The organism is Streptomyces sp. NEAU-W12, from assembly GCF_026242095.1.
Taxonomy (GTDB): Bacteria; Actinomycetota; Actinomycetes; order Streptomycetales; family Streptomycetaceae; genus Streptomyces.
On record NZ_JAPJDM010000001.1, the window covers coordinates 177,180 to 197,151 of the forward strand.

Below are 19,972 nucleotides of genomic sequence, written 5' to 3' on the forward strand. Positions count from 1 at the left end.
GCCTGTCCTAGCCCGCCCTGCGCAGCCCGCCGAAGGCCAGTCGGACCACGGCGTCGGACACCTCGCGCTCGCTCATGCCGCGCCCGTCGGGCCGGTACCACTCGACGAGCGAGTTGATCATCCCGAAGACCAGCCTGGTCACCAGGCGCACCTCGATGTCGCCCCGCACGTCCCCGTCGGCCGCCGCGGCCTTCAGCAGCGCCGCCACCCGGTGGTCGAACTCGCGTCGCCGCTCCAGGGCCCACCGCTCGGTGCCCGTGTTGCCGTGCACGCGCAGCAGCAGCGTCACGTACGGCAGCTCCGCGATCAGGACCTCGACCATGCGCCGTACGACGTACTCCAGACGCTCGGCGGCACGCCCCTCGCGCGCGTGCTCCTCGTCGAGGATGCCGAAGAGGCCGTCCAGCGCCCGGGTCACCGCGCGCCGCAGCAACTCCTCCTTGCCCGCCACGTGGTGGTATATCGACGACTTGGAGATACCGGCGGCCTGGGAGAGATGCTCCATGGAGGTGCCGTCGTAGCCACGCTCGTTGAACACCTGGACGGCGACGGAGAGCAGGGACTCCGGGGTGTACGTGTCGCGCCTGGCGGTGGTCATGGGGTGTCCTCCCGCTTCCCGGTGGCGCACGCGTGCCGGTAGAGCGCGAGGGACGGCGCGTAGCGGCCGGACCGATCGCGCTCGTGCAGGTCCTCGAGGAGGGAGCCCGCCCAGCCTCGGCCCAGGCGGCGACTCCACTCGAAGGGACCGAGAGGGTAGTTGACGCCCAGGCGCATCGCGGTGTCGATGTCCTCCTCGGTGGCCACCCCCTTGGCGACGGCGTCGTACGCCAGGTCGATGATCCGCGCCACCGTGCGCGCGACGATCATGCCGGGGACGTCCCCGATGACGCTGACCTTCTTCCCGAGCGCCTGGAACAGTCCGGTGGCCTCGGCGACGGTCCGCGCGGAGGTGTCCCGGGAGTGGGACAGGGCGATGCGCGTGGCCCCCCGGTAGTCAGGCGAGAGGTCGAAGTGGACGACGTCGCGGTACTCCACGGAGGTCCGGCCGTCGGCGAGCGCCAGTTGGCCGCCGCTGGGCAGCACCAGGCGGGTGCCGTGGTCCTCGTCCTCCACGCGGACCTGGATCCCGGCCTCGCGGATCAGGGCGAGCAGGTCCGAGGCGGGCCCCAGGTCCCCCTCGGCGACCACGTACGCGGGCGGCTCGGCGGGCTCCGCGGTGTGCGGCTCGGGACGCTCGGCGCCGTCCGCGTAGTCGTACCAGCCCCGGCCGCTCTTGCGGCCGAGGCGGCCGGACTCGACCAGCCGGCGCTGGGCGAGCGAGGGCGTGAAGCGCACGTCCTGGAAGAAGGCCTGCCACACCGAACGGGTGACGGACTCGTTGACGTCCTGCCCGATGAGGTCGGTCAGTTCGAAGGCGCCCATGCGGAAGCCGCCGGACTCGCGCAGCACCGCGTCGATCGTGGCCGGGTCGGCCCCCTGGGACTCGTACACCGTGAAGGCCTCGGCGTAGAAGGGCCGGGCGATGCGGTTGACGACGAAGCCGGGGGTGTCGGCGCAGGCGACCGGCGTCTTGCCCCAGGCGCGGGCCGTCTCGTACGCGCGCGTGGCGCAGGTGACGTCGGTGGCGAAGCCGGAGACGACCTCGACGAGCGGCAGCAGCGGGGCCGGGTTGAAGAAGTGCAGCCCCACGAGGCGGCCGGGGACGCGCAGGGCGCCGCCGACGGCGGTGACCGACAGGGAGGAGGTGTTGGTGGCGAGCAGGCAGTCGTCGGAGACGACGTCCTCCAGCGCGCCGAACAGCTCCTGCTTGACGTCCAGGCGCTCCAGGACGGCCTCGACGACCAGGGCGCAGTCGGCGAGTCCGGTGAGGTCGTCGGCGGGCAGCAGGCGGTCGCGGGCCGCGTCCCGGTCGGCGGCGGTGAGCCGCTCCTTCGCCACGAGCCGGTCGAGCCGGGCCACGATCCCCTCGGCGGCTTCCCGGGCCCGGCCGGGGACGGCGTCGTACAACCGCACGGGGTGGCCCGCGGTCAGTGCGACCTGGGCGATGCCCTGGCCCATGGTGCCGGTGCCGACGACGGCCACGGGGCTGCTGAGGTCGAGTGCTGTCATGTGCGCGATCCTCCCGCACGGGCTTGTCCACAGATGCGGCGGACCCTCTTGTCCCGACCGATCGTTCGGTTACTCTAACTCCGACCGCCCGACTGCCGACATCCCCCGCCCCGACATCCCCGCCCCGGCGTCCTCCGTCCCGGCGTCGCCGGCTTCCGCTGCCCCTGCCTTCCGCCCAAGGCTTTGCCCGGTCCCCGAACCCGACGAGGAGTTGGTCCCCGATGGCCGCCGAAAACACCGTGCAGCAGCTGACCGCCCAGCACCGGCCCACCCTGGACCGGGCGCTGGAAGCGATCCGCACGCGCGCGTACTGGTCCCCGCACCCCGAGCACCCCAAGGCCTACGGGGAGAACGGCAGCCTGGACCTCGCGGCGGGCAAGGCCGCCTTCGACGCGCTGCTCGGCACCCGTCTCGACCTCGATCAGCCCGGCACCGACGACTGGGTGGGCGGCGAGACCTCCCCGTACGGCATCGAGCTGGGCGTCGGCTACCCGCACGCGGACCTCGACGTGCTGCTGCCCGCCATGCGGGCCGGGATGCGGGCCTGGCGGGACGCGGGCGCCGAGACCCGCGCGGTGGTCTGCCTGGAGATCCTCAAACGGATCAGCGACCGGACGTCCGAGTTCGCCCACGCGGTCATGCACACCTCCGGCCAGGCGTTCATGATGGCGTTCCAGGCCGGCGGCCCGCACGCGCAGGACCGCGGCCTGGAGGCGGTGGCGTACGCGTACGCCGAACAGGTGCGCACCCCCACCGCCGCGGAGTGGACCAAGCCGCAGGGCAAGCGCGACCCGCTGGCGCTGACCAAGCAGTTCACGCCGGTACCGCGGGGCATCGGTCTGGTCATCGGCTGCAACACCTTCCCGACGTGGAACGGCTATCCGGGCCTGTTCGCCTCCCTCGCCACCGGCAACGCGGTCCTGGTCAAGCCGCACCCCCGCGCGGTGCTGCCGCTCGCGCTCACCGTGCAGGTCGCGCGTCAGGTGCTCACCGAGGCCGGCTTCGATCCGAACCTGGTGGCGCTGGCCGCCGAGCGGCCCGGCGAGGGCATCGCCAAGGCCCTGGCCACACGCCCGGAGGTCCGGATCGTCGACTACACCGGCTCCACGGAGTTCGGCGACTGGCTGGAGGCCAACGCCCGCCAGGCGCAGGTGTACACGGAGAAGGCCGGCGTCAACACGGTGATCGTGGAGTCGACCGGGAACTACCGGGGCATGCTCGCCAACCTGGCGTTCTCGCTGTCGCTCTACAGCGGCCAGATGTGCACCACCCCGCAGAACCTGCTGATCCCGCGCGACGGCGTCACCACCGACCAGGGCCCCAAGTCCTTCGACGAGGTCGTCGCCGACCTGGCGCGGGCGGTCGACGGCCTGCTCGGCGACGACACGCGCGCGAACGCCCTGCTGGGCGCGATCGTCAACCCCGGCGTCAGGAGCCGCCTGGAGGCCGCCGCCGGGCTCGGCGAGGTCGCTCTCGCATCCCGCGGGATCACCCACCCGGAGTTCCCGGACGCGGTGGTCCGTACGCCGATGATCGTGAAGCTCGACGGTGCGAAGCCGGACGCCGAGGCCGCCTGCATGAACGAGTGCTTCGGACCGGTCTCCTTCGCCGTCGCCGTCGACTCCGCGTCCGACGCGGCGAAGCTGCTGCGGCGCACCGTCCGCGAGAAGGGCGCGATGACCGTCGGCGCGTACACGACCTCCCCGGAGTTCGAGGAGGCGGTGCGAGAGGTCTGCCTGGAGGAGGCCGCCCAGCTCTCCCTCAACCTCACCGGCGGGGTGTACGTCAACCAGACGGCCGCCTTCTCCGACTTCCACGGCTCCGGCGGCAACCCGGCGGCCAACGCGGCCCTCACCGACACCGCCTTCGTGGCCAACCGCTTCCGGGTGATCGAGGTGCGCCGGGAGGCATGAGCCCCCTCGTGGGACCCGCTCCTACGCGGGTGCGCCCCCGGTGGCACTCCAGTGGTACAGCGTCATGGCCACACTGGTCGCGAGGTTGTAGCTGGAGACCTGGGGGCGCATCGGCAGCGCCACCAGACGGTCGGCACGCGCGCGCAGTGCGGACGAGAGCCCGCCGCGCTCCGAGCCGAAGGCGAGCAGCGCGTCGTCCGGAAGTTTCAGCGCGCGGATGTCCTCGCCCTCCGGATCGAGTGCGAACACCGGGCCATCGGGCAGTTCGTCGACGGACAGCCGCTCCACGGCGGTCGCGAAGTGCAGCCCGGCTCCGCCGCGCACGACGGTGGGATGCCAGGGGTCGAGGGTGCCGGTGGTGACGACCCCGGTCGCCCCGAAACCGGCGGCCAGCCGGATCACGGCGCCCGCGTTGCCGAGGTTGCGCGGCTGGTCCAGGACCACCACGGGAGCGGTGCGCGGGGTGTGCGCCAGCCGCTCCAGGTTGCCCGCGCGGCAGGGGCGTACGGCGAGGGCGGCGACGGCGGTGGGATGCGGGCGCGGGACGAGCGAGGCGTACGTCTCGTACGGCACCTCGGCCAGCAGCGCCGCCAGCGACTCCCGGACGTCCGGGGCCAGTTCGTCGGCGAGGGCGAGCGCGGCGGCCCGGTCCGCGGTGACCGCCGTCTCGATGTCGGCGCCGAAGCGCACGGCGTGCTTGAGGGCGTGGAAGCCGTCGAGCAGGACCTCGTCCCCGCTCCGCCGGTGCCAGCGGGTCACGGGAGCGGTGTCCCGCACGGGGGGCGGGTGGGGCACGGAGGCGCCGTCGGGGGCGGTGTCGCGGTCGGGGGCTGCCATGACGTGCAGCCTACGGGCGCGTGCCCGGTGCTTTCCCCGGCCCGGGAACGACCGGTCCCCGGCCGGCCTGCTCCACCCGGTCCCCCTGCTCCCCCTGCTCCCCCTGCTCCTCCTGCTCCTTCTGCTTTGTCCGGTCCACCTGCTCCTCCTGCTCCGCCCGGTCCATGGGACCCACCGGCTCTCCCGGACTCCCGGTCCTGGGTGCGGGCACCGGTACACCACCCGCGCGCCTGCACCTGCGCGTGCGCGGCGGCAGTGTCCGGAGTACCGGGCCGCGTACCCACGCGTGGAGACGCGCGAAGACGTTGCCCAGGCGGCGCAGGAACGACGTCGGCAGGAAGACCGCGTCGGCCGCGATCATCGCCAGCGAGAAGAACGGCAGCCCCAGGACGACGGCGATCACCGCGTGCTCGGTGATCATGAGCGCCAGGAACACGTTCTTGACCCGCCGGTTGAACAGGGTGAACGGGAAGGCCACCTGTACGGCGACCGTCCCGTAGGTCACCAGCATCACCAGGGTGCCGCTGGCGGTCAGCAGGTCGCCGAGGGCCGGCCAGGGGGAGAAGTACTCCAGGTGCAGCGGGTAGTGCACCGCGGTGCCGTCCTGCCAGCGGGATCCCTGGATCTTGTACCAGCCTGCCGTGGCGTAGATCAGACAGGCCTCGGCCATGATCACCAGCAGGGCGCCGTTGTGCACGATGTTGGCGACGACGTCCAGCAGGACGCGTGGCTGCGGGGTCCTCGCACAGCGCCCCACCAGCCACCACAGCGCCTGCGCCGACCATACGGCCCACAGCAGCGCCGGGACGAACCAGTCGCCGTCCATCCGGCCGGCCAGGGTCGCCAGGAACAGCAGGAAACCCAGCACCCCCCACAGCGCGGGGCCCGTCCGGTCCCGCGGCCGCTCTCCCCGCGCGCGCGCCCCGTCCGCGCGCCGGGCACGCCGCGCGTCCAGGGACCACACCCGGCCGCAGCGCGTGAACACGAGGTAGACCGCCATCAGGTGCAGGACGTTGTCGCCGCCGTCGCCCATGAAGACACTGCGGTTCTGCAGCGACAGCACCCCCACCATGAACAGCACCGACATGGTGCGGGTGCGCCAGCCCAGCAGCAGCAGGACGCTCCACACCACCGCGAGCAGGTAGAGGGCCTCGAACCAGCCCTGGCCGTCCGACCACAGCAACGCGGTGAAGGCACCGTTGGACCGGACGAGCTGGTCGGCGAGGTCCCAGGCCCACGGGCCGTCGGGCCCGTACAGCTCCTGGCGGTGGGGGAACTCGCGCAACAGGAACAGCAGCCAGGTCGCGCTGAACCCGATCCGGACCACCGCGGTCTGGTGAGGGCCGAGGGCCGAATCGGCGACCCGTGCGACGGCGCCGGAGACCCCGGTCGAGAAGCGGTTCACCCGATGCCTCCCCGGGCCTCGTCCTCCGGCACCGGCCACCAGGGCAGCGTGCGGTACACCGGCTTCGTGGAGACCTCCTCCTCGCTCCAGTCCGGCGGCGGCACGTCGGTCGTGCGGGAGCGGCCCTGGACCCGGTCCACGACACCGCCCGGCCCGGCCGCGTCCGACCGGTCGAGCCGCATCACCATGATCCGGCGCAGATACGACTCGGCCAGCGTGCCGCGCATCCCCACCGGCCGGTTCTCATCGTCGTGCGTGGCGACGAAGAAGTCCCAGGCGCGGCGCAGCTCGTTCTGCTGGGTGTGGCTGGGCAGGGGGTTGCCGTCGATGGCCCGGCCGTCCTCGGCGGACAGGTCGTACCAGCCGGTGGTCCGCACTCCCCCGTCCGGCGTCAGGACCTCGGCACGGACCTGGACGGAGATGTTCTGCTGCAGCGGGTTCGGCGCGAACAGCTTCCAGTTCTGCTCGAACTCCGGGTAGATCCAGTCCTCGATCACCTCGGCGTGCTCCTTGGAGACCGTGTTCGCGGGCGCGACGTGCAGGAACGCCATGCCTATGTGCACACAGACGACGACCGCGACGGTCCCGAGCGCCACGGCGGCAACGGCCCGGTGGCGGAGCGGGAGGGCGGCCACGCCGGTACGGGGCTCGGAGGGCGGGGGGTCCGCTTCCGGGGACAGGGGGTCCGGGGCCGAAGGGGCCTTCGAGGGCCGGGGACCGTCCTGGGCAGCGGGCCCCGCCGGTGCGGGATCAGGCGGATCCGGGGGCAGTGCAGGGGCAGAGCCGCCCGGCACGCCCGGCCCGGTCCGCCCGTGCCGGGCGTGCGAGTCCTCGTCGTACGCGTCCATCCCGCCCCGTTCCCACAGTCCCGGCCCGGATCCCGGCCGGAATCCCGGCCCGGGTCCCGGTCGATCGCCGCCACCGTGCGGCGTGCGAGGGCGTCGTGCCGCCCGTACACCGCTTCGCGGCGTCGCACGGGAACGGTACTCAGCACCGGCCGTCCCGGCACAGTCCCAGCGGTCCGCGCATTCCGTGGCCGTCACCACGTCCACGGCCGGGCCCGGCCGACCCCGGGCCGCCCACGGGCGGCCCGCCCTCGACGGTGCCGCCCGCAGGTTGTCCACAGCTGTTGACACCTCGTGGCGCCCGTCTCACCATGGAACCGCACGAACCGAACGATCGGTCGGGAGCGTGTTCCGGGAAGAAACCAGGTCGGAGGGGACCTCATGGCGACAGCAGTCGACAGCGTCGGCGCCGACGCGGGTGACGGCGCGGACGGCGGCGCGGAGTACGAGCGCGCCTTCGACGCGGCCGTCGCCGCCGACGAGCGGATCGAACCGCGCGACTGGATGCCCGACGCCTACCGCGCCACGCTCGTCCGGCAGATCGCCCAGCACGCGCACTCCGAGATCATCGGCATGCAGCCGGAGGCCAACTGGATCACCCGCGCGCCCTCGCTGCGCCGCAAGGCGATCCTGATGGCCAAGGTGCAGGACGAGGCGGGACACGGCCTGTACCTCTACAGCGCCGCCGAAACCCTCGGGACGGGGCGCGACGAGCTGCTGGACAAGTTGCACTCCGGCCGCCAGAAGTACTCCTCGATCTTCAACTACCCCACGCTGACCTGGGCCGACGTCGGCGCGATCGGCTGGCTGGTGGACGGCGCCGCGATCACCAACCAGGTGCCGCTGTGCCGCTGCTCCTACGGCCCGTACGCGCGCGCGATGGTGCGTATCTGCAAGGAGGAGTCCTTCCACCAGCGCCAGGGTTACGAGCTGCTGCTGGCGCTGAGCCGCGGCACCCCGGAACAGCACGCGATGGCGCAGGACGCGGTGGACCGCTGGTGGTGGCCGTCGCTGATGATGTTCGGCCCTCCCGACAACGAGTCGCAGCACTCCGCGCAGTCGATGGCCTGGAGGATCAAGCGGCATTCCAACGACGAACTGCGGCAGCGCTTCGTCGACATCTGCGTCCCCCAGGCCGAGTCGCTCGGCCTCACCCTCCCCGACCCGGACCTGCGTTGGAACGAGGAACGGGGACAGCACGACTTCGGCCCGATCGACTGGACGGAGTTCCGGGACGTCCTGGCGGGCAACGGCCCGTGCAACGAGGAGCGGCTGACCCGGCGCAGGCGTGCCCACGAGGAGGGTGCCTGGGTCAGGGAGTCGGCGGCCGCCTACGCGGCCAAGCACACCACCGGTGAGACAGGAGCGACCCGCGGATGACCGACACCGACTGGCCCCTGTGGGAGGTCTTCGTGCGCTCGCGCCGGGGACTGTCCCACACCCACGCCGGCAGCCTGCACGCCCCGGACGCGGAGCTGGCCCTGCGCAATGCCCGCGATCTGTACACCCGCCGCGGCGAGGGCGTCTCGATCTGGGTCGTGCCGTCGTCCGCGATCACCGCCTCCTCACCCGACGAGAAGGACCCGTTCTTCGAACCGGCGGCCGACAAGCCCTACCGGCACCCGACGTTCTACGAGATCCCCGAGGGGGTGCGCCACCTGTGACGACGACACCCCGCTCCGGCACCCGTGCACCCTCCCGGGACGCCGTCCTCACGGCGGCCGCACTCGCGCTCGGCGACGACGCCCTGGTGCTCTCCCACCGCCTGGGCGAGTGGGCCGGCCACGCCCCCGTGCTGGAGGAGGAGGTCGCCCTCGCCAACATCGCGCTGGACCTGCTGGGCCAGGCCCGCGTGCTGCTGTCGATGGCGGGCGACGAGGACGAGCTGGCGTTCCTCCGCGAGGAGCGCGCCTTCCGCAACCTCCAGCTGGTCGAGCAGCCGAACGGCGACTTCGCCCACACCATCGCCCGCCAGCTGTACTTCTCCACCTACCAGTACCTCCTGCACACCGAACTCGCCGCCGGGGACGGCCCGCTGGCACCGCTGGCCGGCAAGGCCGTCAAGGAGGTCGCCTACCACCGCGACCACGCCGAGCAGTGGACCCTGCGGCTCGGCGACGGCACCGACACCGGCCACACCCGGATGCAGCGGGCCGTGGACGCGCTGTGGCGGTACACCGGCGAGATGTTCCAGCCGGTCGAGGGCCTCGACGTCGACTGGCCGGACCTGGAGACGTCCTGGCTGGAGCGGATCACGCAGGTACTGGGCCGGGCCACCCTCACCGTGCCCGGCAGCCCGCGCACGGGTGCGTGGGCTGCCGGTGCCGGACGCCAGGGACTGCACACCGAGTCCTTCGGCCGCATGCTCGCCGAGATGCAGCACCTGCACCGCAGCCACCCGGGGGCGACATGGTGACCCCGGCGGCCGACACCGCACTCGAGGCGGAACTGCTCGAACTGGCCGGTTCGGTGCCCGACCCCGAACTGCCCGTGCTGACCCTGCGCGAGCTGGGCGTGGTGCGCGCGGTGCACGCGCGCGGTGCGGACACCGTCGAGGTGGAGCTGACCCCCACGTACACGGGGTGTCCGGCCGTCGAGGCGATGTCGGCGGACATAGAGCGGGTGCTGCGTGAGCACGGGGTGCGCGAGGTCACCGTCCGCAGAGTGCTCGCACCCGCTTGGTCGACCGACGACATCACCGACGAAGGGCGCCGCAAGCTGCAGGAGTCCGGTATCGCCCCGCCGCGCGTACGGCAGGCGTCGGGAGCGGTCGCGGTGGACCTCGGGCCGATCCGCACGCGTGCCCGCGAGCCCTGGGCGAACGGGACGCCCGGGCCCATGCCCGAGGAGGCACCCGCCGAGGCGCCCGAGCCCGTGCGGTGCCCGCACTGCGGCTCCGCCGGCACCGAACTGCTCAGCCGCTTCTCGTCCACCGCGTGCAAGGCGCTGCGCCGGTGCCTGGACTGCCGTGAACCGTTCGACCACTTCAAGGAGTTGTGATGGCGCGCTTCCACCGGCTCCGGGTGGCCGCCGTCGACCGGCTCACCGACGACTCCGCAGCCCTCACCCTCACCGTCCCGCCGGACCTGCGCGAGGAGTACCGCTACGCCCCCGGCCAGCACCTGACCCTGCGGCGCAGGGCCGACGGCGAGGACATCCGGCGCACCTACTCGATCTGCTCCCCGGCCCCCGAAGGCAGGGGGCCCGGCACGTTGCGGGTGGGGGTGCGTCTGGTGGAGGACGGCGCCTTCTCGACGTACGCCCTGAAGGAGATCGGCGTCGGGGACGAGCTGGAGGCGATGACCCCGGCGGGCCGGTTCACCCTCCCGCCCGCACCCGGCCGGTACGCGGCGATCGTCGGCGGGAGCGGCATCACCCCGGTGCTCTCCATCGTCTCGACCCTTCTGGAGCGCGAGTCCGGGGCCCGGTTCTGCCTGATCCGCAGTGACCGGACGGCCGCCTCGACGATGTTCCTGGAGGAGGTCGCCGACCTGAAGGACCGCTACCCCGACCGGTTCCAGCTGGTGCCGGTGCTCTCCCGGGAGGAGCAGCAGGCGGGACTGCCGTCCGGACGGCTCGACCAGGATCGGCTCGCCGCCCTGCTGCCGGCCCTGCTGCCGGTGGAGCAGGTGGACGGCTGGTTCCTGTGCGGCCCGTACGGGCTGGTCGAGGGGGCCGAGCGGGCCCTGCGCGGTCTCGGAGTGGTGCGCTCCCGCATCCACGAGGAGATCTTCCACGTGGACACCGGCGCCCCGGCGGCCCCCGCGGCGCCGGCCCCCGCCCACAGCACGGTCACCGCCCTGCTCGACGGACGCGGCGGCACCTGGCCCGTCCAGGAGGGCGAGTCCCTGCTGGAGACGGTGCTGCGCAACCGCCCCGAGGCCCCCTACGCCTGCAAGGGCGGGGTGTGCGGAACGTGCCGCGCCTTCCTCGTCTCGGGCGAGGTACGGATGAACCGCAACTTCGCGCTGGAGGCGGAGGAGACCGAGGCGGGCTACGTACTGGCCTGCCAGTCGCATCCGGTGACGGAAAGAGTGGAGCTGGACTTCGACCGGTGACGGTGGCACACCCCCTCCCGCAGACACCGCGCCATCCCCGCCCCGCCCCCTGCGACGCCGTTCGGGCGGACCGGCGCCGGGTCAGCGGGCAGGGCGCCCGCAGGACTCCGGGCATAGGGCTCCCGCCCCGCACGGCCCGGCACCGGCACCGGAGGAGGCCCAGGAAGACCTGCCGGCGTCGCATCCTCCGGGCTGAAACCCGCTGAAGCGGTGGTGGCCGTGATTGACCGTGGCGGCCGTGGCGGCGGCGACTGCGGACGTCCCGAGGCCGGATCCGCGGTCGGTCGGCGACGGCCGCCCGCCCCTCCCGATACTACAGGACGTGTCCGGGCTGTCCGTCATCGGTGACGATGGGGCGTCCCGCGGACTCCCACGCCTGCATGCCGCCGTCCACGTTCACGGCGTCGACGCCCTGCTGGACCAGATACATCGTGACCTGGGCCGAACGCCCGCCGGAACGACAGATCACATGCACCCGGCCGTCCTGCGGAGCCGCCTCGGTCAGCTCGCCGTAACGGGCGACGAATTCGCTGATCGGGATGTGCAGCGCACCTCCGGCATGACCGGACGTCCACTCGTCGTTCTCTCGGACATCCAGCAGGAAGTCGCCGTCCTTGAGGTCACAGACCCCGACCGTGGGCACCCCAGTCGCAAAGCTCATGCCCCCGACGCTACCGGAAAGCCCCGGGCCGGGGCCGGGACTCACGTCCGTCGGCCGGCGGCTCAGCCCTCGAGGGACTCCAGAGCCGCCAGTTCCGCCTCGCGCTCGGCCACCTGGGCCCGCAGTTGCTCGGCGATCTCCTCCAGGAGACGGTCCGGGTCGTCCGGGGCCAGCCGGAGCATCGAGCCGATGGCGCCCTCCTCGAGCTCCTTCGCGACCAGGGTGAGCAGTTCCTTGCGCCGGGCAAGCCATTCGAGCCGGGCGTAGAGCTCTTCGCCGGCGCTCGGGGCCTGCTCCTTGAGCTTCGGGCCCGCCGCCCATTCCGCGGTGAGCTCCCGCAGCTCGGCCTCGCTGCCGCGGGCGTAGGCGGCGTTGACGCGGGTGATGAACTCCTCACGGCGATGGCGTTCCGCCTCTTCCTGCGCCAGGTCCGGGTGGGCCTTGCGGGCGAGGTCGCGGTAGAGCTTGCGCGCCTCCTCGCTGGGCCGCACCCGCTCCGGGGGCCGGACCGGCTGGTCGGTGAGCATGGCCGCGGCCTCGGGGAAGAGACCGTTGCCGTCCATCCAGCCGCCCAGCAGTTCCTCCACACCGGGGATCGGCTGCAGCCGGGAGCGCGCGTCGTCGGCCAACCGGCGGTCCTCGGGATCACCGCTGCGGGTGGCTCTGGCTTCCAGGATGCGGGTGTCCAGCTCCTCGAGGCGGGCGTACACGGGGCCGAGCCGCTGCTCGTGCAGCCGGGAGAAGTTCTCGACCTCGATGCGGAAGGTGTCCACCGCGATCTCGAACTCGATCAGCGCCCGCTCCGCGGCCCGCACGGCCTGCTCCAGCCGTGCCTCGGGCCGCTGCGCACCACCGTCGGCCGCCACCTGCTCCGCACCGGCACCGCCGCTGCCCTGCTCACCTTCCGAGGTCGTCACCCGGACAGCGTAGGCCACGACCGCCGCCCCCCGGATCCCACCACCCCCGTCTCCCGACAGCCCACCGCCCCCTCCGCCCCGGCCGACCGGGGGCACGGCCCACCGGCTCCACCCACCCCCCGACCCGACCGGCCCCGACGTCGTACCCCAGCACCGGAGGGCCGCCGTCACCACCCCCGGCCTCCATGCCCACCGGCTTGCCCAGCCGCCGCCCGGGCACCCGCAGGCACCCGCAGGGGCCCGCAGGGACCCGCAGGGACCCGCAGGACACATCGAGTCGCTCCGGCCCCTGGAGCTCCCGCAGACCCACGTCGAAGTCGACCGCGCCCACCGACCGGAAGCGGAAGACCGCCGACACGTCGGCAGCCGGCCGCTTCCCCAGGACCGGGCACTTCGCGTCGGCCGGACGGGACAGCACGGCCTCCGCCCGCGGAATCGGCGGCACCGTCCCGCTCTGGGAGTACCCGTACTCCCCGCCACGCGCGACGACGAGACCGGGAACCGCCCGCCAGTCTTGCGCCGAGGCATCAGGAGCGCACAGGTCCGGCAGCGCCCCATCGGCCCGGGACGAAGAAGCACCTGACGACGTCCCGCGGCAGATCAGCCACCGGGAAGCCGCCGAAGACGGTGAAGCAGTGCTCAGACCCCCATCTCGGCCGCGATCCGGCCCGACCGGACCGCGGCCACCAGGTCTGCGTGGTCCGCCTCCGTGCGGTCGGCGTAGCGGAAGGCGAACTCACCCATCGCCTCGTCGAGTTCGTCGTTCTTTCCGCAGTAACCCGAGATCAGGCGGGGGTCGGCGCTGTGGGAGTGGGCGCGGGCCAGGAGGGCGCCGGTCATCCGGGCGTAGTCGTCGACCTCGTCGGCGGACAGGGCCGTCGGGTCGACGCTGCCCTTGCGGTTGCGGAACTGCCGTACCTGGAAGGGCCGCCCGTCGACGGTCGTCCAGCCCAGCAGGTTGTCGCTGACCACCTGCATCCGCTTCTGGCCCAGGACCACGCGCCGGCCCTCGTGGTCGGCGTCGGGGACGTCGAAGCCGGCTGTCAGCAGGTGCGGCACCAGCGCCGAGGCGCGGGCCTCCTTCACCTGGAGGACGAGGGGCTCGCCCCGGTGGTCGAGGAGCAGCACGACGTACGAGCGGGTGCCCACGCTGCCCGTGCCGACGACGCGGAACGCCACGTCCTGCACCGCGTGCCGGGCCAGCAGCGGAAGCCGATCGGGCTGGAGGGTGCCGACGTACTGCTCCAGGGAGGTGGCCACCGCGAGGGCCTCGGCGTCGGGTACCCGGCGCAGCACCGGCGGGGCGTCGACGAAGCGGCGCCCGCCGTCCTCCACGGCCACGGTGGACCTGGCCGCGAAACGGCCGCTGGTGTTGGCACGGGCCTTCGTGTAGACCCGCTCCAGCGTGCCGAGCAGATCGTGCGCGTCGGTGTGGGAGACCAGTTCCTCGTCGGCGATGGCGTTCCACGCGTCCAGCACCGGCATCTTCGCCAGCAGCCGCATCGTGCGACGGTAGGCGCCCACCGTGTCACGGGCTGCCTTGCGGCAGGTGTCCTCGTCCGCGCCGACCTGCCGTCCCGCGAGCACCAGCGAGGTGGCGAGCCGCTTGAGGTCCCACTCCCAGGGTCCCCACACCGTCTCGTCGAAGTCGTTCAGGTCGATGACCAGCCCGCCGCGCGCGTCGCCGTACAGGCCGAAGTTCGCCGCGTGCGCGTCGCCGCAGAGCTGCGCGCGGATCCGCGTCATGGGGGTACGGGCCAGGTCGTGGCCCATCAGGCCCGCCGATCCGCGCAGGAAGGCGAACGGCGCCGCCGCCATCCGGCCCACCCGCATCGGCGTCAGCTCGGGCAGCCGGCCACGGCTGGACTCCTCGACCGCGCTGACCGCGTCCGGGCGCGAGGGATCGAGGTCGAGAGCGGAATGCGCACTGCGCGGCACCAGCCGGCGCAGGGCCTTGCCGTCCTCCTTGGCCGAGCCCTCGGGCGGCCACGCCGCGAAACCCGGTACACGCGGCAGCCGCCGCACCTCACCTGCAGCGGACTCCGGCTCCGCCCGCTCCGCCGCCCTGCCCGTCCCGGCCCCGCCGGCATCCACTCCGGTCACCACAACCACCTCACCCGAACGCCCACACGTACGCCCGTCCCGACACGTCGGCCGGCCGCACGCGAACGACGATCCGGCCGTCGGCCCGCCTCGAAGCCGACACGGGCACCGGCGCAGGCCATGACATCAACCGTGCCGACGGTACAACCAGGTGGCCGAAACGCGTCAGGTCCTGTGGACAACTCCGGGACGGCGGACCACACCGTCACCCACCCGTACCCCCTGCCACCGGCTGGGACACGGCGTCTGCCTGCCCCCGCCCGCTATCCCGCTCCCGCCTCGGCCACACTCTCCGTGGCCGGTTCCAGTCGCCACATTGCGAGGGCCCGCCGACCGCGGTCCGCCGAGATGTCCAGCCGGGCCAGCACCGCCGGCACCGCGACGCCGGGCAGCATGTGCTGGAAGAGCACCACGACCCGGTGCTCCAGATCCTGCCGCTGACAGCGCAGCTGCGAGAGGAGCTGCACTCCCGAGTAGCTCGCGACCAGCAGTTCCGCCGTCTCCGCCACCTCGACGTGCGGCAGCAGCTCGCCCCCCGCCTTCGCCTCGGCCAGGGTCCGGGTGATCTGGTCGATCCACATCCGGAAGGCCGGAGTCCGGTCCAGTCCCAACGCTCCCTGGTCCAGGGCCAGTCCGACACTGGCGCGCACCAGCGGATCCGTACACAGCCGCAGGGCCAGCACCAGACCGGAGTCGACGAGCTCCTGGAGCTTGCTGGACTGGGGCGGCAGAGCGACCGCGAGTTGCTCCTCGAAGATGCCGAGCGCCAGCTCCTCCTTGGAGCCGAAGTGGAAGTACAGCGCGCCCTTGGTCACCCCGGCCCGGTCCAGGATCTCGCCGATGGTCGCCGAGGTGTAACCGCGTTCGTCGAAGACGGCCGCCGCCGCGTCCAGAATGGTCCGCCGGGTGCGGATCGCGCGCTCCTGTCGCGCCATCGGGTGCCTCCTGCATCTCTGTGGATCTGTGTCGAGCTCGTGGATCGCCGTGAAGTAGCCAGGCGGGAGCAGCGCGGTCGCCCTACCGCCGTGCCGCGATACGTTCGAACACGTGGGCGGACTGCGGGTTCGTCCCCAACGGTGTGGATCACCCTTGAAAAAAACCAACTCGTCCGTATCTTAGTGCGAAGTCGACCGGAGCCAGGCCTTCTATCCGGAGGGTTCCTCATGCCGCAGTCAGGTACCACAAGCACACCCACGGAGGATCGGACCGGACAGCGGAGCACGCCCGCGACCACCGCTGGACAGGCCGCCGGCGACAGTGCCGAAACCGACGCCGTCATCCGGGTCACCGGGGAACTCGCCCACCGCACCCGCGCGGCGGACATCTTCCCGAGGCAATGGGTCCGCCTGTCCGAACGCGACTTCCGCGTCACCGCGCACTGGCCCGCCGAGCACTCCTTCTTCGGCCCCGTGGACGCCCTCCACCAGGACCCGATGATCGTCGCCGAGACACTGCGCCAGACGACGATGGCCATCGCCCACGCCGAATTCGGCGCTCCCCTCGACACCCACTTCGTCATGTGGGACCTGGGCATCTCCACCGCCCCCTCCGAACTGCTGCTCGCAGACGCCGCGGAACCGGTCACCGTCGACGTCGTCTGCTCCGAGGTACGCCGCCGGGGCCGCGGTCTGAGCAGCATGCGGACGGTCATGGAGTTCCACCGCTCGGGACGGCTCGTCGCCCGGGGCACCGGCAGCATGGGCTGCACCTCGCCGGCCGCGTACCGCCGGCTGCGAGCCGGGCGGCCGGCCGGCCGGCACGACGTGATACCTCCCTTACCTCCCGTCCCTCACACACTGGTCGGCCGCCACCGCGCGGAGGACGTCCTCCTCGCCCGCTCGGACCGTCCCGGCACCTGGCTCCTGCGCGTCGACACCGGTCACCCCGTGCTCTTCGCCCGGCCCAACGACCACGTCCCCGGCATGGTGCTGTTCGAGGCGGCCCGCCAGGCGGCGACAGCGGCAACCGGCGGACGCGTCTTCCTGCCGTCCGATCTGGCCTCCTCCTTCAGCCGCTACACCGAACTGGACAGTCCCTGCCTCCTCGAGACCGAGGTCTATGACACGGACGACGGGAACGACGTGACCGTACGGGTCTGCGGCCTGCAGGACGGCGAACCCGTCTTCACCGTCACCCTCGTCCGCACACCCCGCCGACGGAGCCCGGGGCCACCCCCGAGCCCGGCCCCGGCCCTGGCCCCGGCCCCGGTACGGTCGCTGACGTGACGGTGAACCTCCTGATCACGGGCGGCACCGGCTTCATCGGCGGCCGGATCACCGCCGCAGCACGCCAGCGCGCTGACACCCGGGTCCGGTTGCTCTCCCGCCGCACATCCGCCGGGAACGCACGGCCGCCCGAGGCTCCGCAAGCGGCGCACCCCTCACCGGGCGCACCACCGCCCACCGGAACCGTCCCCGGCGACCTCGCCGACCCCGCGTCCCTGCAGGGCAGCTGTGCGGGCGTCGACGTCCTCGTCCACTGCGCCTCGCGCATCACCGGCGACCCCGAATCCGTCACGGCGGTCAACGACCGGGGCACGAAGGCCCTGGTGGAGGAGGCGGTACGCAGTGGGGTGCGCCGCATCGTGTACGTGAGCACCGCCGCCGTCCACGGCAGGGGCCCCTTCCGGGGCGTACGGCCCGGCGAGGCCCCCGTCGCCCCCGTCTCCGCCACCAGCCGCGCGCGTGCCGCGGCCGAGCGGCACGTCCTCGACGCGGGCGGCCTGGTGCTGCGGCCCCACCTGGTGCACGGCACCGGCGACCGCTGGATGGTCCCCGGCCTGGCCGGACTCCTACGGGAGTTGTCGGCCACCGTGGCGGGCTGCGGGGCACTGCATTCGATGATCGACGTCGACACCCTGGGCCGCGCGGCCGTCGCCGCGGCGCTCTCCCCGTCCCACGGTCCCGGCGTCCACTACGTCAACCACCCGGACCCGGTCTCCACGTCGGAGTTGCTCACGGCCGTCCGCACGCACGTGGAGCCGTCTGCCGGGAAAGCCGCGGTCGACGTCACGACCGCCTACGCACGGGCCGCCGGCTCCCCGCGTGCCCTGCACCACCTCGGCATGCTCACCGTCGACCACTGGTTCAAGGACGACACCTTCTGGGCCACCCTGGACTGCTCCCCGGGCGAGCCGTTCCTCCACACCTTCCCGCACGCAGCCCCTTGGTACCGGTCGTTCGTCCACGCCCCCTGACCGGCCACCACCACGGCCACCGCGCCCGCCCCGCTCCTGAGCCCGCACCCGGGAGTCGAACCGACCCGTCGGTTCGACTCCCGCGACAAGCGTTCGGCACCGCCCCGCAGCCCACGGCGCCACTCGGCCACAGTTTCGAACCCCGGTCGCCCCGCACCTCTCATTTCGACCGCGGAACGTGCCGACACCTGCACGTCCGGTCACCACGCACCCAAAAGGATCATGAGATGTTCCTCACACGATCCGGGCCCGCTCCCGCCTCCGCCCCCACCCGCCACACCCGGTCCAGGCATGCGAAACGGGCGGCATCCGAGATGGATGCCGCCCGTTCGACGGTGTGCGCGAGGGGGGAGTTGAACCCCCACGCCCTTTCGGGCACTGGAACCTGAATCCAGCGCGTCTGCCTATTCCGCCACCCGCGCATTGGGTGTGTCGTCAGGCCCTTCCCCGCTGGGTCCGGCGCCTTTCGACTCCTGAACATTAGCACGCTGGCCGAGGTGGATTCACATCCCTTTCCCCTGCCCCGGCACTCACCCGCGCTGAGCAGCGCCGCGGCCGGTGAGCTGCCCGTGAGCAGCCCTCGGGCCGCGCACCGGCCATCCCCGAAGCACCCCCCGACCGCCCCCGAGCAGCCACGCATGATCAAGGTCGCCGCCCCATCACTCCGCCCCCTGACGCCCGCGCCGCCCCCACCCGCCGCGAGGACCGATCAAGAACCGGTCGGGAACCGCTTCACGTATCAACCTCGTACCGGTACCCCCCGCCTCCCCAGGTACCGGGCGGAGTCCCACAGCCAGGTGCGGGACACTGGTCCACGGCCCCCTCTACGATCCATGGCGGGGGCTCGCACAGGCACGGCCGAAGGAGTTCGGAGGGGAGCCCGGAGGAACCCCGCCGGACTCGACACCCGTCGGCCGGGCGGGCAGGGGGAACCAGCCGATCGACCAGGGCGTGGATACGATCAGTAAGCAGTACCGGTTATGCGGTGCACGCGGCAGCGCACCGGGCAGTAGACGCAGTAGAAGTAGCAGTGGAAGACAGGGCAGTACGCAGGACGGCAACGACGGAGGAGGTGCCCCATGGGAGTCCTGAAGAAGTTCGAGCAGCGTCTCGAAGGCCTGGTCAACGGCACCTTCGCCAAGGTGTTCAAGTCCGAGGTGCAGCCCGTGGAGATCGCGGGAGCTCTCCAGCGGGAGTGCGACAACAACGCGACCATCTGGAACCGCGACCGCACCGTCGTCCCCAACGACTTCATCGTCGAGCTGAGCACCCCCGACTTCGAGCGGCTCAGCCCGTACTCCGGACAGCTCGGGGACGAACTCGCCGGCATGGTGCGCGACTACGCCAAGCAACAGCGCTACACCTTCATGGGCCCCATCAAGGTGCACCTGGAGAAGGCGGACGACCTCGACACCGGCCTGTACCGGGTGCGCAGCCGTACGCTCGCCTCCTCCAGCAGCCAGGCGGGCCCCGGCGGGCCCGGCACGGGCGGCCCGCCCGCCGGTTACGGCTACCCGCCCGCCGGCCCCGCGGCCGGCGCCCCGCCCATGCCGGCCGCACCGCCGCCCGGCGACCGGCCCGGCGGCTACGGCTACCCGCAGCCCGCGGGCGGCCAGCGGCCCCCCGCCGCGCCCGCGTCCGCCGGACGCACCCGGCACTGGATCGAGATCAACGGCACCCGCCACCAGATCTCCAACGCGACGCTCGTACTGGGCCGCAGCACCGAAGCCGACGTGCGGATCGACGACCCCGGCGTCTCCCGCCGGCACTGCGAGATCCGGACCGGAACGCCCTCGACGATCCAGGACCTCGGATCCACCAACGGCATCGTGGTGGACGGACAGCACACCACCCGCGCTACGCTCCGCGACGGCTCGCGGATCGTCGTGGGCAGCACCACCATCATTTACCGGCAAGCCGAAGGGTGA

18 protein-coding genes, 1 tRNA gene and 1 pseudogene are annotated in these 19,972 nt (G+C 72.7%); 9 read left to right on the forward strand and 11 right to left on the reverse strand.

Annotated features, from left to right (window positions below):
• Positions 1–7 precede the first annotated feature (7 nt).
• Both ORI94_RS00750 and ORI94_RS00755 read right to left on the reverse strand, forming a co-directional pair.
• The gene (locus ORI94_RS00750) at positions 8–598 is read right to left on the reverse strand and encodes a TetR/AcrR family transcriptional regulator (RefSeq protein ID WP_266071718.1); all 591 of its coding nucleotides are present in this window, start codon (positions 596–598) and stop codon (positions 8–10) included.
• Positions 595–2,109, reverse strand: a complete 1,515-nt coding sequence (locus tag ORI94_RS00755) for a 3-hydroxyacyl-CoA dehydrogenase (protein ID WP_266071719.1) — start codon at positions 2,107–2,109, stop codon at positions 595–597. Before ORI94_RS00755 ends, ORI94_RS00750 begins: the two co-directional genes overlap by 4 nt.
• Before the next feature lie 221 nt (positions 2,110–2,330).
• Between ORI94_RS00755 and paaN the strand changes: the two genes are divergently transcribed.
• Positions 2,331–4,022: a phenylacetic acid degradation protein PaaN gene (paaN, locus tag ORI94_RS00760; RefSeq protein WP_266071720.1), complete on the forward strand. Its 1,692-nt coding sequence runs from the start codon at positions 2,331–2,333 to the stop codon at positions 4,020–4,022.
• A 21-nt stretch (positions 4,023–4,043) separates the two neighbouring features.
• Here the strand turns inward: paaN and ORI94_RS00765 are convergent, their stop codons facing one another.
• From ORI94_RS00765 to ORI94_RS00775, 3 genes are read right to left on the reverse strand one after another with little or no spacing between them, the layout of a single operon-like run.
• Positions 4,044–4,859, reverse strand: a complete 816-nt coding sequence (locus tag ORI94_RS00765) for a TrmH family RNA methyltransferase (RefSeq protein WP_266071721.1) — start codon at positions 4,857–4,859, stop codon at positions 4,044–4,046.
• A gap of 10 nt (positions 4,860–4,869) precedes the next feature.
• A complete protein-coding gene (locus ORI94_RS00770) occupies positions 4,870–6,264 on the reverse strand; it encodes an HTTM domain-containing protein (protein WP_266071722.1) in 1,395 nt (464 codons plus the stop codon).
• The gene (locus tag ORI94_RS00775; RefSeq protein WP_266071723.1) at positions 6,261–7,112 is read right to left on the reverse strand and encodes a DUF5819 family protein; all 852 of its coding nucleotides are present in this window, start codon (positions 7,110–7,112) and stop codon (positions 6,261–6,263) included. Before ORI94_RS00775 ends, ORI94_RS00770 begins: the two co-directional genes overlap by 4 nt.
• 378 nt (positions 7,113–7,490) lie before the next feature.
• Between ORI94_RS00775 and paaA the strand changes: the two genes are divergently transcribed.
• The 5 genes from paaA to ORI94_RS00800 are packed head-to-tail and all read left to right on the forward strand — an operon-like array spanning position 7,491 to position 11,167.
• Positions 7,491–8,489, forward strand: coding sequence for a 1,2-phenylacetyl-CoA epoxidase subunit PaaA (gene paaA, locus ORI94_RS00780; RefSeq protein ID WP_266071724.1), 999 nt, complete (start codon positions 7,491–7,493; stop codon positions 8,487–8,489).
• Entirely contained in the window at positions 8,486–8,773 is a 288-nt protein-coding gene (gene paaB, locus ORI94_RS00785) for a 1,2-phenylacetyl-CoA epoxidase subunit PaaB (RefSeq protein ID WP_266071725.1), read from the forward strand. Before paaA ends, paaB begins: the two co-directional genes overlap by 4 nt.
• A complete protein-coding gene (paaC, locus tag ORI94_RS00790) occupies positions 8,770–9,525 on the forward strand; it encodes a 1,2-phenylacetyl-CoA epoxidase subunit PaaC (protein ID WP_266071726.1) in 756 nt (251 codons plus the stop codon). Before paaB ends, paaC begins: the two co-directional genes overlap by 4 nt.
• Positions 9,519–10,109: a 1,2-phenylacetyl-CoA epoxidase subunit PaaD gene (gene paaD / locus ORI94_RS00795; RefSeq protein ID WP_266071727.1), complete on the forward strand. Its 591-nt coding sequence runs from the start codon at positions 9,519–9,521 to the stop codon at positions 10,107–10,109. Before paaC ends, paaD begins: the two co-directional genes overlap by 7 nt.
• A complete protein-coding gene (locus ORI94_RS00800; protein WP_266071728.1) occupies positions 10,109–11,167 on the forward strand; it encodes a 2Fe-2S iron-sulfur cluster-binding protein in 1,059 nt (352 codons plus the stop codon). The genes paaD and ORI94_RS00800 overlap by 1 nt, the downstream gene beginning before the upstream one ends.
• Positions 11,168–11,480: 313 nt before the next feature.
• Here ORI94_RS00800 and ORI94_RS00805 read toward each other — a convergent pair whose 3' ends face one another.
• The 5 genes and pseudogenes from ORI94_RS00805 to ORI94_RS00825 all read right to left on the reverse strand — a co-directional run bounded on the left by ORI94_RS00805 (position 11,481) and on the right by ORI94_RS00825 (position 15,783).
• Positions 11,481–11,810 (reverse strand): rhodanese-like domain-containing protein, encoded by a 330-nt coding sequence (locus ORI94_RS00805; protein ID WP_266071959.1) that lies wholly within the window; start codon positions 11,808–11,810, stop codon positions 11,481–11,483.
• A gap of 80 nt (positions 11,811–11,890) precedes the next feature.
• Positions 11,891–12,745 carry a hypothetical protein gene (locus tag ORI94_RS00810; protein ID WP_266071729.1) on the reverse strand — a complete coding sequence of 285 codons (855 nt, stop codon included), beginning with the start codon at positions 12,743–12,745 and terminating at the stop codon, positions 11,891–11,893.
• A gap of 100 nt (positions 12,746–12,845) precedes the next feature.
• Positions 12,846–13,353: pseudogene (locus ORI94_RS35450) on the reverse strand (hypothetical protein); the annotation flags it as partial.
• 31 nt (positions 13,354–13,384) lie between these two features.
• Complete coding sequence (locus tag ORI94_RS00820; RefSeq protein WP_416237753.1) at positions 13,385–14,839, reverse strand: DUF2252 domain-containing protein; 1,455 nt, start codon at positions 14,837–14,839, stop codon at positions 13,385–13,387.
• 272 nt (positions 14,840–15,111) lie between these two features.
• Positions 15,112–15,783 (reverse strand): ScbR family autoregulator-binding transcription factor, encoded by a 672-nt coding sequence (locus ORI94_RS00825; RefSeq protein ID WP_266071730.1) that lies wholly within the window; start codon positions 15,781–15,783, stop codon positions 15,112–15,114.
• Between the two features lie 228 nt (positions 15,784–16,011).
• On the opposite strand from ORI94_RS00825, the gene ORI94_RS00830 reads away from it, so the two are divergent.
• Both ORI94_RS00830 and ORI94_RS00835 read left to right on the forward strand, forming a co-directional pair.
• The gene (locus ORI94_RS00830) at positions 16,012–17,073 is read left to right on the forward strand and encodes a ScbA/BarX family gamma-butyrolactone biosynthesis protein (protein ID WP_266071731.1); all 1,062 of its coding nucleotides are present in this window, start codon (positions 16,012–16,014) and stop codon (positions 17,071–17,073) included.
• Positions 17,070–18,044, forward strand: a complete 975-nt coding sequence (locus ORI94_RS00835; RefSeq protein WP_266071732.1) for an NAD-dependent epimerase/dehydratase family protein — start codon at positions 17,070–17,072, stop codon at positions 18,042–18,044. Before ORI94_RS00830 ends, ORI94_RS00835 begins: the two co-directional genes overlap by 4 nt.
• A gap of 338 nt (positions 18,045–18,382) precedes the next feature.
• On the opposite strand, the gene ORI94_RS00840 is transcribed toward ORI94_RS00835, so the two are convergent.
• Positions 18,383–18,466: transfer RNA gene (locus ORI94_RS00840), tRNA-Leu, on the reverse strand.
• Positions 18,467–19,123: 657 nt separating this feature from the next.
• Here ORI94_RS00840 and ORI94_RS00845 point away from each other — a divergent pair.
• The gene (locus ORI94_RS00845; RefSeq protein ID WP_266071733.1) at positions 19,124–19,972 is read left to right on the forward strand and encodes an FhaA domain-containing protein; all 849 of its coding nucleotides are present in this window, start codon (positions 19,124–19,126) and stop codon (positions 19,970–19,972) included.

Excerpts from the sequence above, each read along its gene's own strand:
- ORI94_RS00825 (WP_266071730.1), bottom strand. The coding sequence starts at position 15,783 with ATGGCGCGACAGGAGCGCGCGATCCGCACCCGGCGGACCATTCTGGAC.
- ORI94_RS00845 (WP_266071733.1), top strand. The coding sequence starts at position 19,124 with ATGGGAGTCCTGAAGAAGTTCGAGCAGCGTCTCGAAGGCCTGGTCAAC.
- paaB (WP_266071725.1), top strand. The coding sequence starts at position 8,486 with ATGACCGACACCGACTGGCCCCTGTGGGAGGTCTTCGTGCGCTCGCGC.
- paaA (WP_266071724.1), top strand. The coding sequence starts at position 7,491 with ATGGCGACAGCAGTCGACAGCGTCGGCGCCGACGCGGGTGACGGCGCG.
- ORI94_RS00755 (WP_266071719.1), bottom strand. The coding sequence starts at position 2,109 with ATGACAGCACTCGACCTCAGCAGCCCCGTGGCCGTCGTCGGCACCGGC.
- ORI94_RS00765 (WP_266071721.1), bottom strand. The coding sequence starts at position 4,859 with ATGGCAGCCCCCGACCGCGACACCGCCCCCGACGGCGCCTCCGTGCCC.
- paaD (WP_266071727.1), top strand. The coding sequence starts at position 9,519 with ATGGTGACCCCGGCGGCCGACACCGCACTCGAGGCGGAACTGCTCGAA.
- paaN (WP_266071720.1), top strand. The coding sequence starts at position 2,331 with ATGGCCGCCGAAAACACCGTGCAGCAGCTGACCGCCCAGCACCGGCCC.
- ORI94_RS00800 (WP_266071728.1), top strand. The coding sequence starts at position 10,109 with ATGGCGCGCTTCCACCGGCTCCGGGTGGCCGCCGTCGACCGGCTCACC.
- ORI94_RS00775 (WP_266071723.1), bottom strand. The coding sequence starts at position 7,112 with ATGGACGCGTACGACGAGGACTCGCACGCCCGGCACGGGCGGACCGGG.
- ORI94_RS00750 (WP_266071718.1), bottom strand. The coding sequence starts at position 598 with ATGACCACCGCCAGGCGCGACACGTACACCCCGGAGTCCCTGCTCTCC.
- ORI94_RS00830 (WP_266071731.1), top strand. The coding sequence starts at position 16,012 with ATGCCGCAGTCAGGTACCACAAGCACACCCACGGAGGATCGGACCGGA.